Source organism: Pararhizobium sp. DWP3-4 (assembly GCF_049898205.1).
In the GTDB taxonomy this organism is placed as follows: Bacteria; Pseudomonadota; Alphaproteobacteria; order Rhizobiales; family Rhizobiaceae; genus Pararhizobium.
In genome coordinates this window covers 174,861-199,028 of record NZ_JAFCXF010000008.1, presented here as the reverse complement: position 1 = coordinate 199,028, position 24,168 = coordinate 174,861, and the positions used below count along the sequence as shown (strand labels likewise).

General features: G+C 56.3%; 20 protein-coding genes and 2 pseudogenes. 5 read left to right on the top strand and 17 right to left on the bottom strand.

Annotated features, from left to right (window positions below):
- Positions 1-380: 380 nt before the first annotated feature.
- The 13 genes and pseudogenes from ACP7E6_RS21065 to ACP7E6_RS21005 all read right to left on the bottom strand — a co-directional run.
- Positions 381-827 (bottom strand): annotated as a pseudogene (locus tag ACP7E6_RS21065) (aldo/keto reductase); the annotation flags it as partial.
- 50 nt (positions 828-877) lie between these two features.
- Positions 878-2,374 (bottom strand): aldehyde dehydrogenase family protein, encoded by a 1,497-nt coding sequence (locus ACP7E6_RS21060; RefSeq protein WP_426231673.1) that lies wholly within the window; start codon positions 2,372-2,374, stop codon positions 878-880.
- Between the two features lie 20 nt (positions 2,375-2,394).
- Positions 2,395-3,348, bottom strand: a complete 954-nt coding sequence (locus ACP7E6_RS21055; RefSeq protein WP_426231672.1) for a DMT family transporter — start codon at positions 3,346-3,348, stop codon at positions 2,395-2,397.
- 22 nt (positions 3,349-3,370) lie between these two features.
- Positions 3,371-4,213, bottom strand: coding sequence for an oxidoreductase (locus ACP7E6_RS21050; RefSeq protein ID WP_426231671.1), 843 nt, complete (start codon positions 4,211-4,213; stop codon positions 3,371-3,373).
- Positions 4,214-5,300: 1,087 nt separating this feature from the next.
- Positions 5,301-6,719 (bottom strand): amidase, encoded by a 1,419-nt coding sequence (locus tag ACP7E6_RS21045; protein ID WP_426231670.1) that lies wholly within the window; start codon positions 6,717-6,719, stop codon positions 5,301-5,303.
- 46 nt (positions 6,720-6,765) lie between these two features.
- Positions 6,766-7,737, bottom strand: a complete 972-nt coding sequence (locus tag ACP7E6_RS21040; protein ID WP_426231669.1) for an ABC transporter permease — start codon at positions 7,735-7,737, stop codon at positions 6,766-6,768.
- 69 nt (positions 7,738-7,806) lie between these two features.
- A complete protein-coding gene (locus ACP7E6_RS21035; protein WP_426231668.1) occupies positions 7,807-9,369 on the bottom strand; it encodes a sugar ABC transporter ATP-binding protein in 1,563 nt (520 codons plus the stop codon).
- Between the two features lie 39 nt (positions 9,370-9,408).
- Positions 9,409-10,584 (bottom strand): substrate-binding domain-containing protein, encoded by a 1,176-nt coding sequence (locus ACP7E6_RS21030; RefSeq protein WP_426231667.1) that lies wholly within the window; start codon positions 10,582-10,584, stop codon positions 9,409-9,411.
- 648 nt (positions 10,585-11,232) lie between these two features.
- Positions 11,233-11,529, bottom strand: a complete 297-nt coding sequence (locus tag ACP7E6_RS21025; RefSeq protein ID WP_426231666.1) for a hypothetical protein — start codon at positions 11,527-11,529, stop codon at positions 11,233-11,235.
- A 409-nt stretch (positions 11,530-11,938) separates the two neighbouring features.
- Complete coding sequence (locus tag ACP7E6_RS21020) at positions 11,939-12,703, bottom strand: IclR family transcriptional regulator (RefSeq protein WP_426231665.1); 765 nt, start codon at positions 12,701-12,703, stop codon at positions 11,939-11,941.
- A 7-nt stretch (positions 12,704-12,710) separates the two neighbouring features.
- Positions 12,711-13,157 (bottom strand): MaoC/PaaZ C-terminal domain-containing protein, encoded by a 447-nt coding sequence (locus tag ACP7E6_RS21015; protein WP_426231664.1) that lies wholly within the window; start codon positions 13,155-13,157, stop codon positions 12,711-12,713.
- A 167-nt stretch (positions 13,158-13,324) separates the two neighbouring features.
- Entirely contained in the window at positions 13,325-14,002 is a 678-nt protein-coding gene (locus ACP7E6_RS21010; RefSeq protein WP_426231663.1) for an MFS transporter, read from the bottom strand.
- Between the two features lie 152 nt (positions 14,003-14,154).
- A pseudogene (locus ACP7E6_RS21005) lies at positions 14,155-14,361 on the bottom strand (Na/Pi cotransporter family protein); the annotation flags it as partial.
- Positions 14,362-14,845: 484 nt separating this feature from the next.
- Between ACP7E6_RS21005 and ACP7E6_RS21000 the strand changes: the two are divergent.
- Entirely contained in the window at positions 14,846-15,496 is a 651-nt protein-coding gene (locus ACP7E6_RS21000) for an HD domain-containing protein (protein WP_426231662.1), read from the top strand.
- A gap of 9 nt (positions 15,497-15,505) precedes the next feature.
- Here ACP7E6_RS21000 and ACP7E6_RS20995 read toward each other — a convergent pair whose 3' ends face one another.
- Both ACP7E6_RS20995 and ACP7E6_RS20990 read right to left on the bottom strand, forming a co-directional pair.
- Positions 15,506-16,720 carry a GlxA family transcriptional regulator gene (locus tag ACP7E6_RS20995; RefSeq protein ID WP_426231661.1) on the bottom strand — a complete coding sequence of 405 codons (1,215 nt, stop codon included), beginning with the start codon at positions 16,718-16,720 and terminating at the stop codon, positions 15,506-15,508.
- Positions 16,721-17,017: 297 nt separating this feature from the next.
- Positions 17,018-17,674, bottom strand: coding sequence for a transcriptional regulator (locus tag ACP7E6_RS20990; RefSeq protein WP_426231761.1), 657 nt, complete (start codon positions 17,672-17,674; stop codon positions 17,018-17,020).
- 674 nt (positions 17,675-18,348) lie between these two features.
- Between ACP7E6_RS20990 and ACP7E6_RS20985 the strand changes: the two genes are divergently transcribed.
- The 3 genes from ACP7E6_RS20985 (at position 18,349) to ACP7E6_RS20975 (ending at position 20,866) form a co-directional block, all read left to right on the top strand.
- Positions 18,349-18,705 carry a hypothetical protein gene (locus ACP7E6_RS20985; RefSeq protein ID WP_426231660.1) on the top strand — a complete coding sequence of 119 codons (357 nt, stop codon included), beginning with the start codon at positions 18,349-18,351 and terminating at the stop codon, positions 18,703-18,705.
- Positions 18,702-19,907 carry a hypothetical protein gene (locus ACP7E6_RS20980; protein WP_426231659.1) on the top strand — a complete coding sequence of 402 codons (1,206 nt, stop codon included), beginning with the start codon at positions 18,702-18,704 and terminating at the stop codon, positions 19,905-19,907. Before ACP7E6_RS20985 ends, ACP7E6_RS20980 begins: the two co-directional genes overlap by 4 nt.
- A gap of 428 nt (positions 19,908-20,335) precedes the next feature.
- Positions 20,336-20,866, top strand: a complete 531-nt coding sequence (locus tag ACP7E6_RS20975; RefSeq protein ID WP_426231658.1) for a PIN domain-containing protein — start codon at positions 20,336-20,338, stop codon at positions 20,864-20,866.
- On the opposite strand, the gene ACP7E6_RS20970 is transcribed toward ACP7E6_RS20975, so the two are convergent.
- Both ACP7E6_RS20970 and ACP7E6_RS20965 read right to left on the bottom strand, forming a co-directional pair.
- Positions 20,867-21,325, bottom strand: coding sequence for a hypothetical protein (locus ACP7E6_RS20970; protein WP_426231657.1), 459 nt, complete (start codon positions 21,323-21,325; stop codon positions 20,867-20,869).
- A 3-nt stretch (positions 21,326-21,328) separates the two neighbouring features.
- The gene (locus ACP7E6_RS20965; protein ID WP_426231656.1) at positions 21,329-21,517 is read right to left on the bottom strand and encodes a hypothetical protein; all 189 of its coding nucleotides are present in this window, start codon (positions 21,515-21,517) and stop codon (positions 21,329-21,331) included.
- 327 nt (positions 21,518-21,844) lie between these two features.
- Between ACP7E6_RS20965 and ACP7E6_RS20960 the strand changes: the two genes are divergently transcribed.
- Complete coding sequence (locus ACP7E6_RS20960) at positions 21,845-24,148, top strand: DNA cytosine methyltransferase (RefSeq protein WP_426231655.1); 2,304 nt, start codon at positions 21,845-21,847, stop codon at positions 24,146-24,148.
- The last annotated feature ends 20 nt before the right edge of the window (positions 24,149-24,168 follow it).

Below are 24,168 nucleotides of genomic sequence, written 5' to 3'. Positions count from 1 at the left end.
GATCGGCGCCGCCCCCCCCACCGGCCCTCTGGAGCTAGGCCAAGGCGATCTGCGCCCTCGACACGCCTCGCACCTCGTCGATCACGCCGACCTCGCCGACCACACGTCGCTCGGAATGCGGAACCGAAAGCGTCGGTCTCTTGGCGCACCAACGTCTTGTCCCATGCGCGCGCGAGGCGACCGCGTGCGAGGGGGCTCCACGGGATTACCGCAATAATCGGCGCAGAAGGACAACATCTCGCGCTCTACCTCGCGACAGAGCAGATTGAGATAGTTCTGCATGCTCAAGAACGTCCAGCGATCGAGACACGTCGATATAGCGGGCTCTCCCGGCCTTCACGACGTCGTGCAGCGACCGGGAAGACCCTGCGCGCCGCCTAGATGTCCGCGACTGACACTTTGCTAAGCCCGACATGACGAGCTACACCCTCGTCGAGCAGTTGCTTCACCGCCGCGAATTGTTCGTCACGCGGCACCTTGGGCCACACCCCGCCTATCGAGGCTTCTGCGGGCCTGGCTGATCAGATACTCCGGGCGCACATTGGGTGTCCATTGATCGGGCGGCTCCGGGGCAGCCTGGCCGTTGGTCGCGATCAGCAGCCCAACATGAGGAAGCGCCTCGCGGATCTGCCCCTCCGACACATCGGGTCCAGAGGAGTCCGCCGTGTTCACGCAACTCCGGGGAACGCTTCAGCGTCCTCAGTACATCGGCCTTGTCCGCGGGCGGCCCCCAGATGCCCCGGCCAGTGATGCGCATCGCGCCATAGCCGAGGCTGTTGATCTCGATCTCAACCAACCCGGAAGGTCCCGGAGGGAGCTGCGCGAATCGTCGTCTTGCCTGTATCCTTTCCATGTTCTGCTTTTGCGCGCCCGGGGCTTAGAATGGATACTGGCGGGGCGTGTGCTGGACCGAGATCCAGTGCTCGGTGGTGAAGTCCTCAACCACGCCGCTGGCGCCAAACCGACCGAGCCCGGAATTTTTCTCGCCGCCGAACGGCATGTTCGGCAGGTCCACGGCGGGCAGGTCGTTGATGTGGGTCATGCCCGCCTCGACCTGATGTGCGAAGCGCTCGCCGCGCGCCTGGTCGCGGGTGACGACGGCGCTCGACAGGCCGAACTCGGTGTTGTTGGCCATGCGAAGCGCCTCGGCCTCGTCACGGGCGCGCAGCACTGGAACGACGGGGCCGAAGATCTCATCCTTGCCTAGGCGAACCTTATCGGTCACGTTCGTGAACACATGCGGCGGCAGGAGCAGGCCCTGCGGCTCGCCCCCGACGCGCTCGGTCGCGCCGTCGGCGCGGGCATTCGCGATCATCGTCTGTAGCCCATCGAACTGGCGTTGGCTGATGATCGGGCCGATCGCCGTGTCCGGCGCGTTCGGATCGCCATATTTGAGGCCCTTCACCCGTTCCACGAACGCTTCGACGAAGCGGTCATGCAGAGCGTCCTCGACGATGATCCGGTTGATGCTGACGCAGAGCTCGCCCTGGTGGAGAAAACGGCCGAAGGTGGCGATATTCACCGCCTGCTCCAGATCGGCGTCTCCCAGCACCACCAGCGGGTTGTTGCCGCCAAGTTCAAGCTGGACCTTCTTCAGCGTCACGCCGGTCATGGCAAGGCCGCCAATCCGCCGTCCGACCGCGGTCGAACCCGTGAACGAGATCACGCGGGAGGCGGCGTGCAGGACGAAGGGATCTCCGATCACGCGGTTGTCGCCGCTGACGACATTAAGCACGCCCGCCGGCAGACCTGCCTCCTCGAAGACTTTGCCTAAAAGCAGGCCGCCGCTTACGACCGTTTCGGACGCGGGCTTGAGCACGACTGCGTTGCCCAGCGCCAGCGCCGGCGCGACCGCGCGACTGCTGAGATGCAGCGGCCAGTTCCAAGGACTGATGACCGAGACGACGCCGACCGGCACCCGATAGATGCGATGCTCCTTGCCCGCTATATCGCCCGGAATAATGCGTCCCCAGCTGTGGCTAGGCAGCGTCGAGGCTTCAAGGATGATCGCCCGCGCGGCCGCCCATTCTAGCTCGGCCTTGATCCGCACGCTGCCCGATTCCCGAATCAGCCAGTCGACCACTTCGGCGTGCCGGACATCGAGAATCGCGGCAGCACGGCGCAGGACTTCCGCCCGCTCCGAGGGCAGGGCCGCCGCCCAATCACGCTGCGCGCGTGTGGCGCTGGCGAAAGCGGCGTCGATATCGGCGATATCGGCCTGGGCCACTTCCAGCAAGGTGTCGCCGGTATAGGGATTTATATCGAGAAAGCTCGTACCCGCAGCGCCGGGGCGCCAGCGTCCGTCTATTAGGAGAGCGCCAAAGTTGTACGGGGCGCTGGCATCGAGAGTGGAGAGAGATCCAAGACTGTTCATGACGTCTTCTTTCCTTGAGATTAGTTCGGCCGGACGGCCGGCGTGGCAGATGATGGGTTCCGAAGGGCGACGATCAGGCCCGCGGTCGCGATTACGAGACCGAGCCACTGACCAGCGGTGGGAAGTTCGCCTACCAGCGGAATGCCGAGCAGGATCGCCACGACGGGGGCGAGCGCCGGGAACAATGCGGCGCGGCCCGCGCCGAGATGCTGGACTGCCTCGGAAAACGCGAAGAGCGCGACGACCCCCGACAGAATGCCCTGCACGCCGACCTGCTCGATCACCATCGCGGGAGAGGCAGCGGCGAGTCGCCCCAAGCCCTCAGTCGCCAGATAGATCGGGGCATAGACCGCCCCCGAGAGGACCGAGACGGCCAGCGTGGCGTTAACGGGAGAGATTTTCCAGCGCCGCACGAGGATCGTGAAGCAGGCGAACATTGACCCCGCCACGGCGAACAATATGTCCCCGATCCAAGCTTGGGAGCCGCCCGAGAGGAGTCCCGGCCCAGCGATCGTCGCCAGCCCTGCGATGAGGACAGCGAGGCCGACAATCCGCAGCAGCCCCAGCCGCTCGCCGAGCACCAGCGCGGCAAGGCAGATGCTCATGAGGGTGAGCATGCCGAGCTGGATCACCGCGCCGTGGGCAAGCGGCGCAAAGTGATAGCCATTGGCCCCGATCAGGACGAACAGAGGCCCCGCTAGGAGCGCAAGCACCGCGCCCTTGCACCAGCCGATTCCGCCCAGCGTCCAAGGCGAACGCCAGAGCAACATCGGCAGTAGCAGCAGGCCCGCGGTCGAATAGCGCATGAAGGCGAGATCGCTGGCCTGGAGGCCGGCTCCGATCCCGTGACGGGATACGGTGAGGAAGGCCCCCCAGATGATCGCGGCGATGATCCCGCACAGGATGCCCAACCGCGTCCCGCGGGCAGACGGCTCACGCGGGAAGATCACGCGGGGATTAGGGAGGATGGACATAGTTGGTCTCGCCTTCGATCAGTCAGGCGAATTCGGTCGACCGGGAGAGATACTCCCAGGCGTCGATTTCGCTGTTCAAAGATGTAAGCTTCTCGCGCACCAGCCGAACGGCGTCGCTGCCGAGCAGCAGGTGCGCGGGTGGTGCGTCCGACGCAATGATTTCAAGGACGGCTTGCGCTGCTTTGGCGGGATCGCCTGGCTGATGGCCGCTATAGCCCTCGCGGCGCTCGCGCCACGGGTTGATCACCGCGTCGTAGTCCGGAATACTGCGCGGTGCGCGGACCATTGAACGACCGGCCCAGTCGGTGCGGAACGCGCCAGGCTCTACGGCGGTGACGTGAATGCCGAAACCAGCGACTTCTTTGCCCAGCGACTCGAGAATGCCTTCGAGCGCGAATTTGCTGCCGTGGTAATAGCCCAGCCCCGGTAGAGTGATCATGCCGCCCATCGACGTGACACCGATGATGCGGCCCGCACGGCGTGCGCGCATATAGGGCAGCACTGCCTTGATAACCGCGACCGCGCCGAAGACGTTCACTTCGAACTGGCGGCGCAGATCCTCGATCGGCGATTCCTCAACCGCGCCCTCATGCCCATATCCGGCATTGTTGATGAGCACGTCGATCGCGCCGATCTCGCTCTCGACCTCGGCAACAACTCGCAGGACGGACGGCTCGTCGGTGACGTCGAGCAGCTTGCCGAAAGCTTGGCCAGGCGCCAGCGCCTCGAACTCGGCGAGCGCCTCTTCCTTGCGGACGGTGCCGACGACGCGATGGCCGGCGGCGAGCGCCGCATTGGCAAACGCACGACCGAATCCGGACGAGACGCCGGTGATGAAGAATGTGTAGTGAACGGTATGTTTCATAGACTTGCTCCTTTGTTCGAAAGCAAGTTAGGCCCTGGAGCTTCCACTGATTAGCGGCAAAATCCGCGTCAAGCTTTGAAGGAAAGCTTAATGAGCGGCGAAGCGTAGCGGTGCCCGGCTCACCCTTGTCAGAAACTTTTCTCCGAAGCTGAGCTCGCTCGCCAACAGTCGAACGGCGGAGCGCCGAGGAAACCGTGAGGCAATACCCCTGAATAAGACCGTTCAATGGCGTGCGCGTCGCGCTCTCAAATCACCCTCACGCAGTCGACAGCAGGCGCGCAGTCGCGGCCGGCGATACAACGCGGGTCAGGGCGGTCGAGCAGAGTCGCGTCGAATTGCATCGCTTGCCAATAAAGCGGCACATCGATCCTCCGCGCTGGACTCAGCTCAGCCAAGGTGCCGACCGCGAGTTATTCCTCGACGAGCGGGAGAGGCTCCATCCCCTGTCAACTCCGGCCAAACGCAAAGCCGAGAGCGCCCCGCGTGAAGGTATCTTGTGCGTGGGCACCCGACAATTCTACGACGTGTGCCGCCCGTGCCTAGCGCGAGTGCGGGCCGTCACCCAGATCGAAGCGCAACAGCTGCGGGCGCGAAATCGACCGACCGTCCACGCCCTCCGGGAAATATCGTTCGAGGAATACCGAACTGGCGCACGCTAAAAAAGCGAAACGTACCCAGCGCCGATGTCCGGCACCTCTGGACCGGCTCAGGCTGAGCTGTGATTACGCCAGCACCTTGCCGCAGCTTAGGCGCTCGGCAGTATGAGCCTCGTAGTCGAGCATCAAATCGAGCAGGACGCCGGTCTGGTGTGCGAATGCGCTTGCCGCCCGTAGAACCATTTAACCAGACTGTCTGAGGTGACCGCGATCTTGAGCGTCAATGGCGACTGGGCGCAATCATAATAGCGATCGGCGCTCAAAACATGTTGTCCTCCCCGCGGCGCGAGCACGTCGGCCCGATTTTACCGTTGCGGCCTTCTCTATGCACTACTGGTCGGCGCGAGTAGCCAGGGTGCGCTCCTTGTTGCACGGCGGTGAGCGGCAAAATCCTCCTTCACCACGAGACTTTCTAGAGTGCTTCACGTCCCTCAATACAAACGATGGCCGGAAGGAATTGTGCGCCTTAGAGCGTGCCAGTCTGTATGTCGCTGGAATAGATGTGCGGCCTTAAGAATGACCTCTTCGCGAAAATGCTTGCCCACCAACTGCATGCTAAGCGGCATCCCATTGCTGTCGACGCCATTCGGCAGCGTAACGGTGGGACTACCTGAGAAATTGAACGGCGCCGTGAACCGCAGCAACTCCGTTAAGACCTCGGGCATCTTGCCGAGGTTGCTCATCTCGACGAGACTTGGCGTGGTCATTGGCATGGTCGGTATGAGTAACATATCGACGTTTTCTAAGCCCGCCGCTAGACCGCAGGAATAAAGGAAACGCTCGTGAATGATTTTTCCAACATCCAGTCCGGATCGCGTCCGTCCAAAGTCAAGAAATGCCGCCAATTCCGGGCCGTAAATGGCTTTCTGGATGGGGTAAGTGTCAGAATGTGCGATGGCAAGCTCGACAGAGCACAGGCTCATCCAGCTCGTGGTGAGAGGTCGGTAGTCTGGCATACTGATCTCAACGATGCTTGCACCCAACTCGACGAAAGTGTGTTCCGCTTCGTCGAGTGCTGCGATGACCTGCGGATCTAGCCCTTCACGCGTATATGAGCGGTCAATGCCGATTTTCAATGCAGCCGTATCGCGACTAATGAATTCCATGTAATTCGGTACGGATTGCATGGATGTGGTAAGGTCATGAGGATCCCTTCCCGCAATCACGCCTAGCATGGCAGCAGCATCAGCCGCCGAACGGCACATAGGTCCGACATGGTCGAGCGACGAAGCCATAGGCAAAACACCATGTCGGCTAACACGTCCCCAAGTAGGCTTCAGCCCGGTCAGGCCACAAGTCGCGGAAGGAAAGCGAATTGACCCTCCAGTATCGCTTCCGAGTGAAGCGAAGCAGAGGCCCGCTGCCGTCGCAACGCCAGGACCGGTCGATGACGTCCCCACCCAGTATTCGGCGTCCACTGGGTTAACCGGCGCAACGACCGACGGATGGTGATTGGTATAGGCTGCCTCTGTCATCTGGAGCTTGCCCAGAATTACAGCACCGGCGCTCTCGAGACGTGTGACGACGGTAGCGCTATCCTTCATTGCGCTCGCGTCGTAAATTCTCGTGCCGCCCTTGGTCGGCGCGAAACTCGTCTCGTACAGATCCTTTACCGCGATTGGTACTCCATGGAGGGGACCAAGCCAGGTCCCTTCGCGAAGGTCACGTTCCGCTTTCTCGGCTTGATTGCGCGCGTGATCGGCCGTGATCGTTTCGTAACAGTAATACTTCGGGTTTTCCATCGCAATGCGATCAAGAAGGTGCTCGGTCAGCGCTGTCGGCGAGACTTCGCCGGTGCGGATTTTTTCCGACACCTCTAGAAGCGTTTTGTACGCAAGAGACTCTTCCATTCGTAGATCCGTTTACTGAGGTGGGCGATGCTGCCAATGGGAACGTTCAAAGGCGGCGCTGTATGAGGCGACGACCACTAAGAGCGACCGCTACGACAATGATCATGCCGGAAAATATCTGCTGCTGTGGCGTCGAAAAGCCCAAAAGAATAACGCCGTTGCTCACGAGACCGACAAGAAGGGCGCCTACGACCGCGCCTTCGACGCTACCCCGACCACCGTTGAGCGCGGTGCCGCCAATAATAACCGCCGCCAATATTGGAAGCATGTCATTACCGCCGAGATCATAGCGTCCGGACCCGAATTGACCCGTATAAAGCAAGCCCGCCAGTGCGCCAGCCAAGCTGCTAAGCACCAACACTATTATGCGTATCCTGTCGGTGGAAATACCGGAATATCGGGCGGCGGTTTCGTTGCCGCCAGTCGCAAGCACAGCCTTGCCGAACGGTGTCGCCCGCAAGACAACGGCGCCTAATATCGCAATGATCAAAGTCCAAATCAGCAGAGAAGGGATTGTTCCAATGCTGCCCTGGCCAAAGATAGCGGTGTAGGTCGAATCTAGGATTGGCACCGCCTGTTCTCCAGATATCACACGCGCCATCCCCTGGAGAACGCCGATCATTCCCAGTGTTACGATAAAGGAGGGGATGCCGATTTTAACCGTAATGAGGCCGTTGATCAGGCCAATCGCCAAACCAGTGCCCAGAGCGGCAAGCACGACCAGCCAAATCGCGATGTCCTGTCCCAAGAGGTTTGCCGCGACAATACCTGCGACAGGTGGAACTGATGCGATTGAAAGGTCAATTTCCCCCGCGCTGATTACAAATACGCTGGCAACCGCCATTACGATCAATGGTGTCTTGCCCTTCAGGATATTCATGAAGTTGCCGACGCTCAGGAATGCGGTGTCCCAGAGCATCACAGAGAAAGCAGAGATCAGCAGAACCATAACTATCACGAGGAGAGCAGAACTGCCGGGGGCCACAATGGCCTTCACCATTCGATCAAACATGTTCATTTATTGTATCTTTCGTGTGGTTCCGCACGTCTGTGCGTCCGGACATTGGCTTCTATGATCACGATACACCTACCCCGCCGACCGCTGCTGGATTAGACGGGTGATTTCCGCCTCCGTTCGCTGCGGCCAATTTGTAACGACATTGCGAATGGTCCCATGCGCGAGGACCATTATGCGATCCGAAACGTCACATAACTCTCTCAGGTCGGACGTCGCCCACAGCACGCTGTTGCCCGCATCCACAAACTCGCGGATGCGGCTGGTGATCTCAGCGCGAGAATGTATATCAACTCCGAATGTCGGCTCATCTAGCAGAAGGACCCGACCCCGCGCATTGAATGCCTTGCCGAGTACGACCTTCTGCTGGTTGCCTCCTGACAGCCATTCGACAATCTTGTTGGGATCGGACGGATTGACCTGAAACTTCACTATCGCTTCCCGCACGACCCCATTGATACGATTTGCACTGAGCAGCGGACCGCGACAAAGTCTTTTCCAGACAGACATCGCGATGTTCGAACCAACCGAATGCGACAGGACAAGGCCCTGGGTTTTCCGGTCTTCCGGAATGAGGTAGATTCCCTCACGGATTGCGCGTGAAGGAGAGGAAAGCTTGACTCGCCGGTCTAGGATTCGAATGTCGGCCAAGTCGGGGTTCACCAGACCAAAAAGCGCTTTCAGGAGCGTCGTGCGTCCACTTCCTGCGAGGCCGGCAATACCCACGATTTCACCTGGCTGAAGTTCGAAGCTGACTTTGTTCAGCTTTTCCCCCACGGTCAGATCCTTCACAGACAGCATCGGAACTTGATCTACCGTGCATTTGGGGCGTTGGGCCGAACGGAGATTTTCCCTAACGACCCCGCCGGCGATCGCCTCGACAACCTCCGACATCGTCGTTGCTTGAACGCTCTTTGACAGGATTGTCCGACCGTCCCGGATAATTGTGACGTCATCGCAGATGTCGAAAATCTCCGTAAGCCGATGCGTTACATGGATAACGCCGACCCCCGTACCAGCAAGTTGACGAACGACCGCAAATAGCCTTTGAACCTCCTTGTCCGTCAATGCGGCGGTTGGTTCGTCCAGGATTAATACCGAGCCGGCCAACCGCACGGCTTTTGCTATTTCGACCATTTGCTGGTCTGCGATACCGAGTTCGCCCGCTATCGCATTAGGCGAGATTTGCACTCCGAGTTTCTCGAAAATTCGCCTTATCTCACGGTGTTGGGCACTCTGATCGACAAGCCCGAAGCGTCGGCGTTCTCCGTTCAGGAAAATATTGTCAGCAACGGTCAAATCCGGGATCAAGCTTCGTTCCTGGAAGACCATTCCAATACCCGCCTTCCGGGCGTCCAACGCACCGGAGAAGACATGTTCGGCGCCATCGATGAGAATCTTTCCATCGCTAGCTAAAACTGCACCAACCGCAATCTTGAGTAAGGTCGATTTTCCGGCGCCATTGGCGCCGAGCAAAGCGTGGATACTTCCCTTCTTTACCCGGAAATCGACACCGTGCAGCACCTTGACGGCGCCATAAGATTTTTGGACATCACGCATTTCGAGTGCGAACGGCGACACATTAGCCGCTGATGGCACCGAATCTGCAATCGTTTCGTTCGTCGACAATGTCACCGTAAAACCCCACTCGCTTGTACGTGATTTCGTCACAGCTTACTCGGCGGCCAAGCACTTCTGCGCCGCAGCAGGTAGCTCCGCAGTCGCTCCATAGGCGATGTCCCAGGCTTCTTTGAGATTGTCTTTGTTCGCCGTGAAGATTGGAACCATGACGTAAGGGGGTACGGGCTGGCCGAGTTCATGGAGCGCTGCAGCGATGGCGCCGGTGCGCCCCCACTCATACACAAGCTGGGATGACATCGCAAAGATCGGCCCTTTGTTGCAGGCGATCTGAGTGGCACCCGTAAAGCCAAGATCGATATGGGCAATGGCGATCTTGGAGCCTGCTGCGTTGAGCGCGGCAATCACGCCATCTGCAGGCAGGTCCCACGGCGCGAAGATGACATCTAGGTCCGAATTACGTGCAAGCATAGCGGACGTGATGTCCTGCGTCGAGTTGGGCGAACTCATTGGGGACCGGACCGCCATCTCGATGTCGGTTTTGGCAATTTCGTCTTGAAAACCCTGCTCGCGCTCGTTGACGATTTTATAGTTGGCGTCGAAATAGATCATGCCAAGTTTTCCGCCATCCGGAAATTTCTTGGCAACTTCGCGCGCCAGTAACGCGCCGTTGCCCTGCGTGTCATATGATAGAAGTGTAATGAAATTGGACGGCCTGCCAGCGGTCCATCCGCCAGGTGCGTTGGCAAAGGAAACCACCCCCACACCTGCATCGACCGCCGGCTGAAGTGCGGCTCGGTCTGCCGTTGGGTCAATGCCCGAATAGAATATGAAGTCCGGACGAAGGGCCATGACGTCCCGCACATCGTTGGCCAGCTGTGTCTGATTGTAGTTGTAGTTCGTTACGGCAACGAGTTCGATATTCATCGCCTCGAGCGCATCCTTCGCACCCTGCACGATCGCATCGTTATAGGCGCCCGCCGACCAGTTGAGGAATGCTGCCTTCAACTTCTTCGTGCAAACATCCTGCACCTGCTCCGGCGAAATGGCAACGTCGAGGTAAGATGATGGCATTTCGCCGACATTACCCCGCGTCTTCAGCGTCCTGACATCGGGCTGTTGGATCCAGGATGGCAGCGGTGCTCGCTCCAGATTCTTTGGGTTGCATGCCGCGTTGGCGGTAGTGGTTGCCACACACATCGCAACTAGCGAAAGGCCTCCTATCCAGCAACGGCGCATGGTTGAGTTGATGCGATTTTCAATCGTTCCCATTTTCGTTCCCACCTTTTGTTGATCACTCACTTGGTTGATCCCGCACACTGCCGAGTTGGCTGCCCTATCTCGGTCTTTTAGTGCGGTAATGCCGTACGCTGTGCGGCAATGGAGGTTCACTATGCATGTCGCGTTATTGTTGTCAACGGTCCCATCACGGCATCCTCGCCGGTTTGACGATTTCGGCATTCCAAAAATCAATATTTCCTGAACTGTGAAGGCTTGAGTTGCCCCAACGATGAGCGATGCCCTTAACCCTGCACGAAGGGCAAGCGCCAACTCGAGGTAGGGTGTCTGCGGGCTGGACTCGTGAAGATTACATGGGCCTCCTTGCACTGTTCGCGTCGGCTGAAGGGCGATTCTTGCTGGCGCCGACGGGGATGTGGAAGTTGACGCTGGCGGTGGTAGCTCGATAACCTGCCAGCCTCGGCATTGCGCTTGGAGTGGGTCGCGTATTTTAGAATGGGGTCTCGATGCCGACGGACAGGCGGAGTGGCAGGCAGATGACGGATGCGATCGAAAAGTTCCTTTCGGCTGACCATTGCTCCGTCGGACACTTCGTAACGCCGGCTTGACGATGCCGCCGCCGCCGACTGGTACCTCTGAACGGGGGGATAGAGGTTCCGCCGGCAAGTTCATGATCCTGCACTATGACGACGGCATCCACGAAGATACCCGGAATTTCAACCATCCGCGGATGATCGAGCCTTTTTGCATCATCCGGTGCACCTGGAGCGCCACCTTGCTGCCGGAGGCCTTCGTCGCCTGTGCGATTGCATATATGCCAAGGTAAACGGGCTCAGTCTTCCAGACTGATTTTTCCGCATTGTCCGCGGCTATACCTGTACCGCACCGGAATGCCACGTTTATCGGCTCATAGGCGAGATAGACATACCCTTCGATCTCCATGTGCCTGGCAAGATAATTTGTGACCGCTTCAGTCATGCAGCCGCCCTGGACGGCGGGATCAAAGAAAGTCCACAGGCCGACTTTGTGTAGTTCCTCTTTCGTCCATCTGGAAAGTTGGCGATTTGCGCAGCGAGCGCACTGTCTTTCGGCTTTGTGGTAATTCGAAGCTTCCAGAACTCTACAGCACGCACTGCCGACGGCCTCTTTTACCGCGCCGATGGGCGAGATTGTCCAGGCCCAGGCCCAGGCCCAGGCCCCAACCCATTCCGACGATTATGGGTTGAAACTCGGTGATGAGCGTTGGGGACCCAGTCGACAGAAAGCGATTGCCGAGGGCTTAGTAAATGGTCCGGCGCCAGTACACATTAACAAAGATTGCGATGGTAGAACCATCCTCGCCGCGCCGGCCGCCGTGGTCACTTTCTCGTTCTCCAGTTTTATTCCTTTAGGATCCGAGGTCCTTTTGGATGGCCTCAGCCGTTCGTTGTAATTGTTGGACCAGTTCGGGAATCGCAGACCTCGACATCCGCGCCGAAGGGACCGCGAAGTTGATCCCATGGTGAGGGACCCCAGCAGACACGTTCAACGGCACTGCTACTGACGATACCCCTTCCTCATACTCCCCGATATTGAGGGCGAACCTTTGCGCCCGCACCACCCCGCACTCGGCTACCAAATCCGTTGCATTGGTAAGCGTTCGCTCTGTAAATTTTTCTCGGGGTATCGCTAGATAGTCTTCGAACTCCTCGGGATTCATCTGAGCTAATATGATCTTCCCCATCGACGTGCAGTGGAGCGGCGAACGAGCGCCCACCAAACTGCTAAGCTCGAGCATTCGACTAAGATGCTGGCTCTTGGCGCGGTGAAGATAGGTAATCGCGAAGCCATCCCGACGTCCAAGATGGCAAACTTCCCCCGTCTCATTGGCGAGTTCCTGAAGATGTGGTGCGGCAACAGCGACTAGATCAACCTGAGAGAGACCTGTCGAAGCCAAACGCATCAGAACTGGACCCAACTGATAGTCGTCGCCAGTACGCGACTGACTGACAAAGCCAACGCTCTCCAAGGTCTTCACCAAGTCGAATACCGTTCCTTTACTCACGCCAACTTCGGCGGCGATCGCGGTAATGCCCTTGGTTCCAGCACCAATAGCTTTTATGACGGCTGCCGCTCGCAGCACTGAACGGATGGGCTTTCGCACGTCGGGCATCGGAACCTCATTGTTGGGCGGGACGAAGTACTTTCACCGTCGTGTCACCAACGGCGCACAGCCGATCCTCGCCCGCATGGATCTCGACAGACATATGTACCTTTCGGCGCTCGGCATCTAGCCGTGTGACGACGGCGGTTGTTTTGATGGTGTCGCCGATATATACTGGTGAGATCAACTTTATTCGGAATTCCTGGGCGGCATACCCCGGCGGCGTTAACCGATCGCCTATCAACTCCACGGTGGCACGAGAGACAAATCCCGGAAGAAGTGCGCCGTGAGCGACCCGACGCCCCAGATGTTCAAGCGCATATTCCTCATCGATGTGGTTGGGGTGAAAATCCCCCACTATCCCAGCATAAAGATACACGTCTGATTCAGATATCGTCTTGCGCACGGTGTGGGTCTCACCGACCGCGATGCCCCCCAATACTTTAAGATTTTCAGCGCTCATACTTCCTCACTCGATGGTTTCGATAGTCTTTTGCGGGTGTCACCCACTCGCGCAGGCTACACCGTCTAAGCCACGCGCGTCAATAATGTCGCACAATGTACGGCTTTGTCGCACTCGCAGTCCCAGCTCACCGACCGTCTAAACAGCACTCTTCCCTTTTCTCTAGTCTATTTGTCCACCAACTCGGCCGGCGTTCGCCACGTGATCAGCGCACCTAGCAAGAGCCAGCCCGTCAAAGCGTACATACCGGCGTGGCTGCTCTGTGTTGCGTCCTTGAGCCAACCCATCATGTAGGGCGAGAAGAAGCCTCCTAAGTTTTGTAGCGAAGTGATCGGTCCGATACCGCCCCCGGCAGAAGCGCCCGCCAAGAATGCGGTAGGGAGTGGCCAGAACAATGGCGCAGCGGCGACGGCGCCGATGGAAGCGACGGTCAGCGCGGCAATAGCTAACACCGTATTGTTCTTAAACTGAACCGACGCCACGAAACCGGTCGCCCCCAGCAACAGCGGGACAATGAGATACCGGCGGCGCTTCCGGGTGGCGTCGCTACGGAAGCCGAAAAAGACCATAGCAATGGCCGCAGCCACGTAAGGAACCGCGGTGACCAGCCCAATTTTTAGGTTGCCGGTGATGCCAGCGTTTTTGACAAGGCTCGGTAGCCACAAAGTAATGCCGTACTGGCCCATAACCAGGCAGAAATAGACCAAACCCATCATCCAGACGCGCACGTCTTTGAACAACAATCGCATGGACCCATGGGCCACCTTAGCCTGGTCTTCCACCTCGATGTTGAGCTCGAGCCTTCTCTTTCTCAGTAAGCCACTTGGCGTTGCGGATACCGTCATCCAGCCAGAACCTCGAAGAGGGTGATCGGGACCATCAGGATCCGGGCAACATCGAGTGCGTGGTTTTGTCCAAGGCTGAGATCCGACATGTGAGGCTCCATCCGTTGGCGCGGCCAATCCCGCTCGATGGCGCCCGTTCGATTTGGGTGAGCGTGGCCGTCCTCCGAGAACTTCAGTCCCAACGAGACTTTTTGCAACCTGGGGCACCAGGCCCTTTCAATGATGTCGCCCATGTGCTCAAGATTGATCGCAGAGTCGATGATGACGATGGAGCGACGGCCGTCTTCCTCACTCAAATCACTTCGACCAAGCTTTGAGAGATAGACATTCACGTCCTGCTGCAAACTATCGACACCCCTTTAAAGATGCGATCTCAACGAGTTTCTGCAAGCTCCCGTGGACCGCGCTAGCTGCTCCAGTCCAGATGATATGGCATGATCGGCTGAGCAATAATCCGGCGCATCTGTGGCTGCGATCCAAGCTTGAGGAGGCAGCGCAGGCCATGGGGGAACTGGTGTAACACGACTGGCCGCCGGGGTTGCGACCTCGCGATCCCAACCTCCTCTTCAAGCTCTGGATAGGCTTTCTTCGTTGTTATAATTCTTGCCCCCGTGACAACAGGGCACCGGGGCGCAACCGTAAAGAGCCGGAATCAGACAACGTCACTCAGCTCGTCACCAGGATATGCAAGCATGGTGGCAGATTTCCGCCCCTTGTTGGCAGGATCGGGCCCCTGAAGCGAATTGATCAAACACCCCAAACCGACAGAGTATAGGGCTGGCGGCGATTGATCGGCCGCATCGGCGCAGGTGTGCCGCTCATCGTTAAATTAAGAGGTTTCCAATGACAAACGAACCAAAGGTCGTCGCCGGCGTCAAGATCCCTGACAGCGCCATGGCGAAAGCTGCAACAGAACTGGTCCGCGATACGGAGACGGATCTTCTCTTTCATCACTCCAGCCGCGTCTTCCTGTTCGGCGCCCTGACCGGCGAACGCAAACAACTCAATTACGATCCTGAGCTTCTCTATATTGGCGCCATGTTTCATGACATGGGGATCATGGATCAATATGCCAGCGACACGGAACGTTTCGAAGTTGACGGCGCGAATGCCGCGCGTGACTTTCTCTCGGCCTACGACATATCGGAACGCGACGTCGATGACGTCTGGGACTCGATCGCCTTACACACGACCCCGGGAATTCCGCAGCACAAGCGACCGACAGTCGCGCTCGTGACCGCCGGCGTCGAAATGGACGTGCTCGGAATTGCCTATGATAGCTTCACCGATGCGCAGCGGCACGAGGTCTGCACATGCCATCCGCGAGGATTGAAGTTCAAGCACGGCATCCTGTCCTCCTTCTGCCTAGGCACGATCAGAAAGCCAGAGACCACATTTGGCAACGTGAAGGCCGACGTGCTGAGCTACATGGACCCAACCTACAAGCGCGAGAACTTCGTCGATCTCATCCTGAACTCGAAGTGGGAAAGCTGATTGGCATCGTCATTTGATCAAAAACTGATCCCGGTACTGGGTGGGCAGGATTCCGAGGCGCTTTACAAAGACCTCGCGCATGCGCTTGGGATTGCCAAATCCGCATTCGTGGGCAATGAGCTTCAGGGGTTTTCTGGTTCCTTCCAGCATGGCGCGCGCCGCATCGACGCGCGCCCTTTCAACGTACTGGGCCGGTGTGGAGCCGGTGGTTGCGACGAAAGCCCTGGCAAAATTCCGTTCGCTCATCGCGCTTGCGGTCGCGAGTTCGGCGATAGACAGATCTCTATCGAGATGCTCCATGACGTAAGTGATCACTCCGGAAATTGGCGATCCGGTGTCCAAAGAGAATTCGATGTAAGGGCTGAACTGCGATTGCCCTCCCAATCTCTGGGCAACGACGACGAGCCGCTTGGCAACGGCCAACGAGATGGCCGGCCCGTGCTCCTCACGAACCAAAGCTAGTGCCAGATCGATGCCCGCAGTCACCCCGGCAGAGGTCACCATAGGACCGTCACGCATGTAGATCCGGTCATAATCGACAGCCGCATTTGGATATCGCAGGGCCAGTTGTTTGGCATTCTGCCAATGGGTCGTGACTTTCCGGCCATCCAGAAGCCCTGCTGCCCCAAGCAGAAACGCGCCTGTACACACAGAGCCGTAAATTCTGCTGAGCGGTACTAGACGCTGAATGCAATCGACAACACCAGACGGCGCGTCAGAAGTCGGCAAGGACGGGCCACCGGGCACGAGAAGGAGATCAAGGGGGAAAGTTGCTTCGGCATAGCTGAGGTTCGACGCCAGGATCATCCCATTCGAAGCAGTGACATTGCAATCGGCTGGCCCGATCGTCATAATCTTATAATGCTGATCAGGCCTGACAAAAGCATTGGTTTCAGCAAAGACGTCCAGCGGGCCGGAAACATCCAAAGACTGGACGCCCTCAAAAACCACCATACCTATTGTCTTCATCGACGTGTCACCTCTTAAAGCGTTGCGTAAAGTTACCGCCCGGCCGTAATGCTTGGAAGTTATTCGGCCCGGAATGTGGAACAGCGATCCGGCAACGAAGTTGTCGGGAAAGGAGTTTATTATGCCGGTTTTTTCAATGCCCACCCGACAGACCAAGCAATTGGGCGGCACGTCGAATTGAACACCCGCATCAAGGCTGTTTTCGTTGGGCTCGGCTTTGGGGTCACTCTTGTTATTACGGCGGCGGTGACTCAAATGTCATCTGGTTCAGATCCTACGAATGGCGACTTGGGGCGACGGCGTGGCGCACGCTCACGGGCACCCGTTACACCGTGATGCAGCACGATGCTCAATTAACAGGCTCATGAAGGTGCCGTTTACAATATGAACACTGACTCGAGAGCCTCCAAGGTGAGGCCATTTCGCTCAGCCGAATATTTTCCTCGCACCGCCGATGGCGAGTTTGGGCATTGGCCGAAACAACAAGCAACACAAAACCGCATATCACATGCGCAGAGAAACAATGGCCATCGCTTCGTTAATCGTCTTTGATCAACCTAAGTTGAGCCGCTTACGAAGATCCGTATTTTCTGCGCGAAGCTTCTCAGCAAGCAATTTGCGTAACCGCTTGTTTTCCTCCTCCAACTGCAGAATGTCCGCCATCTCGTCGACTGAAATCGTTGGCGCAGCTTTCGCTGCTGGCACAGGCTTCGGAGCGCGGCGCACCGGTGCGCTTTTGGCGCTGCTCGCATCTCCATTCAACTTGGGCTTACGTCCTCTCGTTTTCTTCAAAGGCGTTGCCTCCGCCGCAGCTTCGGCAGAAGCCGTTTCAAAAGTGGCCTTCTTGGCACGAGGTCTTCGCTGTTTCTTGGGCACTTCAACCGCAGCGACCACAGAGGCTGGCGCTTCATTACTTGTTGTCATCTCGGTCTCGTCGGCCATGGTTATCTCCTGTGTGTTCGCGGCAGTTGTTGGATGCCTAATTGATTGTGTCGACAACAGTCCTCGCCCTTCTGCTTTGGGTGAGAAGGTTTCAGTATCGGCCAGGTCATTACGGTCATGCGGCGTTAGAAAAGGCGCTGCTTCCCCTTCCAAATCTCGCGCAACGGATTTCAGATCCATGATGCCCCAGATCGAAGTCGATTTGGCATCAAGATTTCTTCGTCCGGATTTGTACTCAATAACGAAATTGCGTTGAACCTTTTTCACTAGGGTATAGCCTCGAAATCTTTCAGGGTGGTGCATCATCGACAAGTAGTTAGTCCGTCAAATAGCGGTTGTTGCGTTGGCGGTCTAGACCAGCACCGTTATACTGTCCGATCGGCGCGGTGGCCTTTATCGCACATGCAACCTGACAGTTTGGCCCGACGTCCCCTCGCGATTAAATAGAAGCCCGGCCAATCAACTTGTGGATGGCTTTGGTCCACTCACGATGGCTGAGCAACATTGCGCTATCATACCGGCCATGAGTCTTATTACGCGCGACCCACTGACCAAACTAGCCTTCTCAGTATTCGAGAACAAAGGCGTTTAGCCCTACTTCTCGGTAGCGGCTTATCTCGAGCGGCCGAAATACCAACAGGTTGGGAAATTACGCTAGGCCTCGTGCGCCGCGTGGCCGTCGGTCAAGGCGTAAAGGACCAAACCGATTGGGCTGTTTGGTTTCGTGACACAATGGGCGGAGAGCCCAACTATTCGGTTTTGTTGGAAGAGTTGGGATCCTCACCCGGAGAGCGGCGGGCAATCTTGCATGGCTACATAGAGCCAAACGCTAAAGATCGAGAGGAGGGGCGAAAGTTCCAACAAAAGCGCATCGCGCAATCGCCGATCTTGTTGCAAGCGGTTATATCCGGGTCATCATTACGACCAACTTCGATCGCCTCATGGAAAATGCTCTGCGCGAGCGTGGCGTAGAGCCCACCATCATTGCATCCGTGGACGCTCTGTCCGGAGCCGAGCCCCTTACCCACAGCCGTTGTTACATCCTCAAACTACATGGGGACTACAAAGACGCTCGTATCCTCAATACAGAGAGCGAATTGAACGGCTACCCCGCACAGTACGATGCCATCCTGGATCGTATCTTGGACGAGCACGGTTTGATAGTTTCCGGCTGGTCAGCGCGCTTCGCGCAGCCTTTGTCCGCGCGCCGAACCGCCGGTACTCAACCTACTGGGCTTCGAGGGGGAATCTGGGTGTTGGTGCAACGGGGTTGGTCGCCCATCGGAAGGCTGACGTGATTTCTATTTCTGATGCGGACAGCTTTTTTTCTAGCGTAGAGCAACACGTTAAAACGTTGGAATCGTCCCAACGCCCGAATCCCTTAAGCATCGAATTGCTTGTTGGAAGCACAAAACGGTTTCTCGCAAAACCCGAATTTCGCATCCAGCTTGACGACCTTCTCTCTGACGAGACGGCAAGACTGCTTTCCCACCTCGAAGGACCGGAATTTGAGATCCCGTTTGACTGGGATCAAGCCGCGTTTCGGATACGCGTCACGCGACTTGAATCTGTTTCCGAAGGACTTGCGACTATCGCCGGTATCGCAGGGCGATGGGGCGAAGGAAGAGAATGGAGTGCTGTAATTAACACAATCCGAAGCGTCCATGCTCACGGTCAGAAGTCCCGCAGCGGTGTGTCAAAATTTCCAAATTTGCGCTCCTATCCTGCTGTTCTCACTTTCACCAGCTACGCGTTGGGGTTGGTTCGCGCCGGCCGTTGGGAGATGCTGCACCGACTTATGAGCGCTGAATTGCAAAACGATTACCGCAGGCCCACACGGCTAATAGAGACGCTGTTTTTATGGACGTGGGTTGGAACCGAAAATGACGCCTGGAAACAGCTTCCTGACTTCGAAGAACGTAAAACGCCCCTCAGCGACCACTTGTTGGAATTGACACGTTCCTGGTCAAAAACGTTCGTCGGCGCAGTGCCTGATTTTGAGTTGTTGTTCGAACGTTTTGAGGTTCTTGGGTCTCTTGTCTACCTTGAGGGAAGCAGTAAGAATTCTTTGCAGGAAACCCTCGCACCCGAAGGCCAGGACAATTGGGCATTCATGCCGGTAGGACGCAGCGGCTGGAACTCCCGCAACGCCAGCAAGCTCATATTAGAACTGCAATCGGACAACTTTCGACTGCCCTTGCTTGCGGCAGGCTTCGCAAGAATGACCCGGAATTCATTGATCTGTTTATTAAGAATTTTCAGCGGGCAGCCGGTCGAATGCGCTGGAAATCCGCCATTCTCCCTTGGCAACACCGAGGCGACCAATCTGGCACGAATAAACTCAGCGACACAAAATTGGTACCAGGAGTCCGTTGAAGGGTCTACGGGATTTGACAGTCTCCGCAGTCCCTTGCCAGGCAAGCTACTCAGTACGTACCGCAATCACGGTTTTTGGAATCCGCCTCACTCAAGTTCCAGCGCAAGCGAAAGATCAGTCTGACGGAATATGCTGACCTCAGGTATCACTATCGTCTACAGGTCCACCCCTCGTCAGGATAAGTCGACCCTTTTCTGAAACCTCTTCACGTCGAATGTCGATGACGAAACGGGCTGATCCATGTTGGACAATAGCTGAACCAGCCGCACGAATTCGGTCAAGAAAATGCAATATTTCCTGATCCTCGTCGCGAACTGTTATTAATTCCTTTAATTTCATGTCGTCCAAAAATCAGGAGAAAGAGAATTCCTTTATATCACCGTCTGAGCGATTCGCAAAAGCATCGGTTTCTATTTCTCTATAACGAGTTACATCCAGCCGCGCAGGCCAGGTGATTTAATCATTAAACATTTATAAACCAATACTACTCAACATTACAGTAACAACAGGGAAAAAGATCGGCAACATCGCCGTCAGTATAGGCGAACGACATGAAGCAAGTTTTCGTTTTGGATACCGATGTAATCAGTGAGACGAGCAAAGTCAGGCCTCATCCGCGAGTTCTCGACTTTCTTAAAGCCGCCGAGAACATAGTTCTTCCCGCAGCGGCGTTGATGGAGCTGCAAAAAGGCATCATGGAAATTTGTGCCCGGAGCCCCCTCAAAGCAGTCAAGCTGAGCAAATGGTATCAAGAACTCACAGCGGGCGAGATACCGATCGCTCCCTCGGGCAAAGAAGTATTGGAAATCTGGGGAACGCTTGCCGCCGATCGCCGGTTGAGAAATCTATCTGTGCCGCGAGCAGACGCAAAAGAGCCCCGTATCGGCCAAGATCTCCACATCGCCGCTACCGCACTAACGCTCCGGGCGGTGATAGCCACTTTCAATGTCAAGGACTTCATGCTCATCAACGAGTGCTACCCGCTGCCGGGCATATTCAACCCTATGACAGGTATTTGGCACGCGAAGATGGAGGCCTTACGGTTTCCGGAAATGGCTCCGTATGGAAAAAAGACTTTTTAATCAGAAATTTGCGAGCAAAACCTCTCTTGTTTCATCAATGCCCAAGACCCTCTCGAGCTGGAGCTTGATATACCGGGCGGCGTTGGGGTTGCGTTTCGAACTCTCTCGGATGATTTCCACTACTGCGTCTAGTCGAATAAGCTCCTTCAGGTCCGAATTTACGAGATCCGACACAAATTCGTTAACCCCGTGGCTGAGTTGACGCTTGTGCAACATGAAGCAAAAGACCTCTAGTATATTTATGATTTCCTTGACGGCTTGCTCCAGCGCTGCTTGGTCGTCACCCGCCTCTCTGATGGCCTTGTTCGCGCTTGCCATCCGCTCGGTCATCGAAAATAGAGAGTCATTCTCCTGAATCTCAACTGAATGCTTATATTGCCGGAACCCGTAAAACGTTGCTCCTACGGCTGTCGCCCCCATCACAACGTTGGCGACCGCGGACACGGCTTCCCAACTCATGTATCAATTGCCATCGTCAGTCTTTTTAGGCTGTTCTTCGCTTTTATCGGGAGCCCGTTGAGCCTTCACCTTCAACTTCGCCGCCCCATCCAGAAGACCAGTGATCTGCGAACTCTGTTCCCGGCCACGCATAGGCAGATAGTGAATGTCTGGCAGGCCAATATTACCTAACCCTGGGATTTTTGGAAGCATGTCGATTATCTCCGGTGGATCGCGACGATGACATTCACACATGATGTCGCGCCATTCAATCAGACTTAGACGACCATTTTCGGAGTTAAGTGTGATCGTGTAATGTTTTTGGCGAGGGTAAAGATGGGCATCTTGCACGATCTAGGATAACTAAGTCGGCACTTGCGCCGTACTCCCTCTCCAGTGGTTCCCTCCCACAGAAGTTAAATTTAGCAATGAAAGAGGTTGCCGTAGGAATCCTCCCTTCTGTTAAAGTTTTAACGGTTTGGTTTGCGAGGAAAACACGCCTAGCGTGCGAATAATCTGGCGTCACTCAGGAATTCTCACATGGCAATAAAAAACACATCGCCTTTTAAAAAGACTATTATTGGCAAGCCCCGACCCAAACCTGCTCGGAAAAAGGCGGTCGCAACGGACGCCGATTCGACTATTAAAGACGCGCGATGGAAGATTCTTCAAAACAGGCGACAACTGACAAAAACCCTTCTCGACCTGGTTGAGAATGTTGAAAAGGTGCTGAATCTCTCCGGAAGCGGCCGGCGTCAGGCGGGATCGCGAATGGCTAACGAAGTTGCTACTGGCATATTCAATGACGATATGTCCGCCAAAGCAGTCAATTCCTTTCTTGCTGAGACAGGTTTGTTTCCCAGCGACACTAGATTTTTTCGGGGATTTTCAGAAACTTTAGGTGCGCACAAGGAACTGCTCGTAAAGCAAGCCGTTCAATTCGACACGATCAAGGCTATGATCTCCGCTAGCGACGAGGCTCGGACTGAAGCACTTGCCAGAATCGCCGCCGGAGCAAATCTCAGCCCGCGCCAAGTTAGGGAAATTGAAAAGGAATTTCAGCTTTTAGCGTTATCCACTGATCAAAGGCAGTCGCGGGCCTATGATAGTAAATTATCACGCGGAGCCATAACGCTCGGGAAGAAAAACGCCGAGGAGTTCCGATCCGCAGTGGGCGAGTTCGTTCGAAACTTTGAAAATTTAAAGAGGTCGCAACAGTTAAACCTAAGTCAAATTGAGGACTTGGACAACCTCTCGCCTGCCCAGGTTTCCGATCTAGAACGGTCTGATTTGGCGCGCGAAAATCTCGCGCGGGAAGCGGAAGTTTTGTTGTCTTGGTTTGACAAGTTATTCCCCGACATGTGTATGCCAAGGGAGGATTGGCTTGATCTACCGTCGTATTCCGCCGACCTACTTTTGGCGAAAGCACGATATCTGCTGAGCCATAGTTCCTATGGCGACTTCGCGGCGATCGACACGGAATTCTCCGAGTTCCTTGAACTTGACGGGCTCGACACCCTGAAGAGATTGTGCGCGACGCCTATCTCAACGTCACCTGATAAAATTCAACCGTCTGCTGACGCAAACCGAGCGGAAAGGAACCACCTTTGCGCCACGGAACGGCCTGGCAAGCGGACGCGCGCGGCGTCGAGCGACTTAAGTGAGACCAATCCCATTCGCCGCTTTAGTGCAGTTGAGATTTTTTCCGCGTCTGGCGCGGGCGCATTAGGCCTGGAAGCCGCAAGTTTCCACGTGGCTGCCGTCTCTGATGAAAATAGAGTTGCACGAGCTACTATTACGGCAAACCGTCCAGATTGGGGGGTCGCTGGAGGTATGAAATCTGATGATATTGAGCATGCCATTCCCTCCGGGATGAAAGCGAGGGGCGTTGATGTTATTTGCGGTGCGCTGCCAGGAAGGCCGTGGCACCGAAAAAGCAAAGGTGCCACCGATGAAGGACACGCGTTTCCCGAGGTGATCTCCCTGATACGGCAAAAACGCCCCAACGGGTTCTTTTTCGAGAATGCCGAGGAGTTTCTCGATGCTCGCCATGCACTCTACAAAAACTGGATCATCCAGGAGTTCAGCGCACTGGGTTATATCGCTGAATTCTTCTTGCTAAAAGGCGAGGAATACGGGCTTGCTCAGAATCGCAATCGAACCGTGATTATGGGGGTCAAGCGGTCTTTGAAGAAGGATTTAGTACCCCCGCTAATCGAACCGGGTGTTTACCGCTCGCTCGTTGAGACTCTCGAGGACTTGGTGGACAGCCAGGAAACCTCGGACAACTTCAAATCTGCATACATTACTTGGCGGAATATATCCCAGAAAAGGCCGGTTTTGACGCCCGATCTCTATTCGCTTGTGAAGCCTTACTCGGCGGTTCTGCAAAAATGGAGGGACGTGGGCTTTGAATTCGAGGACGTTCTGTTACCGCAAATAAAGCGTCGGGCAAGAAAAGACAAACCCCCGTCCATTCCGCTCACAACTCCTGTTCTCAAGGCGCTGCAAGGCATCCCGCCACATTGGGTTTTTGAAGGTTCAGAGTGGGAGCAAGCCCAGCAGATTTGCCGGACCACCCCTCCCGCGATCACGCGGCTGGTCGCGCAAGCGATGCATGCCACGCTCACCGGACAACTCGTGGACCTATCGGCTTCGTTTCAAGAACCCATTGCGGTGAAGCAGCTTTTGGTATCGCGGGATACCGGCGAACTTGTACCTACGCGGGGGTTTAAAAAACAGATACCCTATAGTCGTCAGCCCATTTATCTGTATGACAACCCTCAAGCAGAAAAATCACGGCGCTATCGAGTTGAACAAGAAATCCACAACGGACCGACATGATTAAACGACAATGGCGAACA

Coding starts and splice junctions, on each gene's coding strand:
- ACP7E6_RS21040 (WP_426231669.1), bottom strand. CDS start 7,737: ATGAACATGTTTGATCGAATGGTGAAGGCCATTGTGGCCCCCGGCAGT.
- ACP7E6_RS21000 (WP_426231662.1), top strand. CDS start 14,846: ATGACAAACGAACCAAAGGTCGTCGCCGGCGTCAAGATCCCTGACAGC.
- ACP7E6_RS21055 (WP_426231672.1), bottom strand. CDS start 3,348: ATGTCCATCCTCCCTAATCCCCGCGTGATCTTCCCGCGTGAGCCGTCT.
- ACP7E6_RS21060 (WP_426231673.1), bottom strand. CDS start 2,374: ATGAACAGTCTTGGATCTCTCTCCACTCTCGATGCCAGCGCCCCGTAC.
- ACP7E6_RS21050 (WP_426231671.1), bottom strand. CDS start 4,213: ATGAAACATACCGTTCACTACACATTCTTCATCACCGGCGTCTCGTCC.
- ACP7E6_RS20985 (WP_426231660.1), top strand. CDS start 18,349: ATGGAAAATGCTCTGCGCGAGCGTGGCGTAGAGCCCACCATCATTGCA.
- ACP7E6_RS21010 (WP_426231663.1), bottom strand. CDS start 14,002: ATGACGGTATCCGCAACGCCAAGTGGCTTACTGAGAAAGAGAAGGCTC.
- ACP7E6_RS21015 (WP_426231664.1), bottom strand. CDS start 13,157: ATGAGCGCTGAAAATCTTAAAGTATTGGGGGGCATCGCGGTCGGTGAG.
- ACP7E6_RS21030 (WP_426231667.1), bottom strand. CDS start 10,584: ATGGGAACGATTGAAAATCGCATCAACTCAACCATGCGCCGTTGCTGG.
- ACP7E6_RS20975 (WP_426231658.1), top strand. CDS start 20,336: ATGAAGCAAGTTTTCGTTTTGGATACCGATGTAATCAGTGAGACGAGC.
- ACP7E6_RS21020 (WP_426231665.1), bottom strand. CDS start 12,703: ATGCCCGACGTGCGAAAGCCCATCCGTTCAGTGCTGCGAGCGGCAGCC.
- ACP7E6_RS20960 (WP_426231655.1), top strand. CDS start 21,845: ATGGCAATAAAAAACACATCGCCTTTTAAAAAGACTATTATTGGCAAG.
- ACP7E6_RS20965 (WP_426231656.1), bottom strand. CDS start 21,517: ATGCTTCCAAAAATCCCAGGGTTAGGTAATATTGGCCTGCCAGACATT.
- ACP7E6_RS20970 (WP_426231657.1), bottom strand. CDS start 21,325: ATGAGTTGGGAAGCCGTGTCCGCGGTCGCCAACGTTGTGATGGGGGCG.
- ACP7E6_RS21025 (WP_426231666.1), bottom strand. CDS start 11,529: ATGACTGAAGCGGTCACAAATTATCTTGCCAGGCACATGGAGATCGAA.
- ACP7E6_RS21045 (WP_426231670.1), bottom strand. CDS start 6,719: ATGGAAGAGTCTCTTGCGTACAAAACGCTTCTAGAGGTGTCGGAAAAA.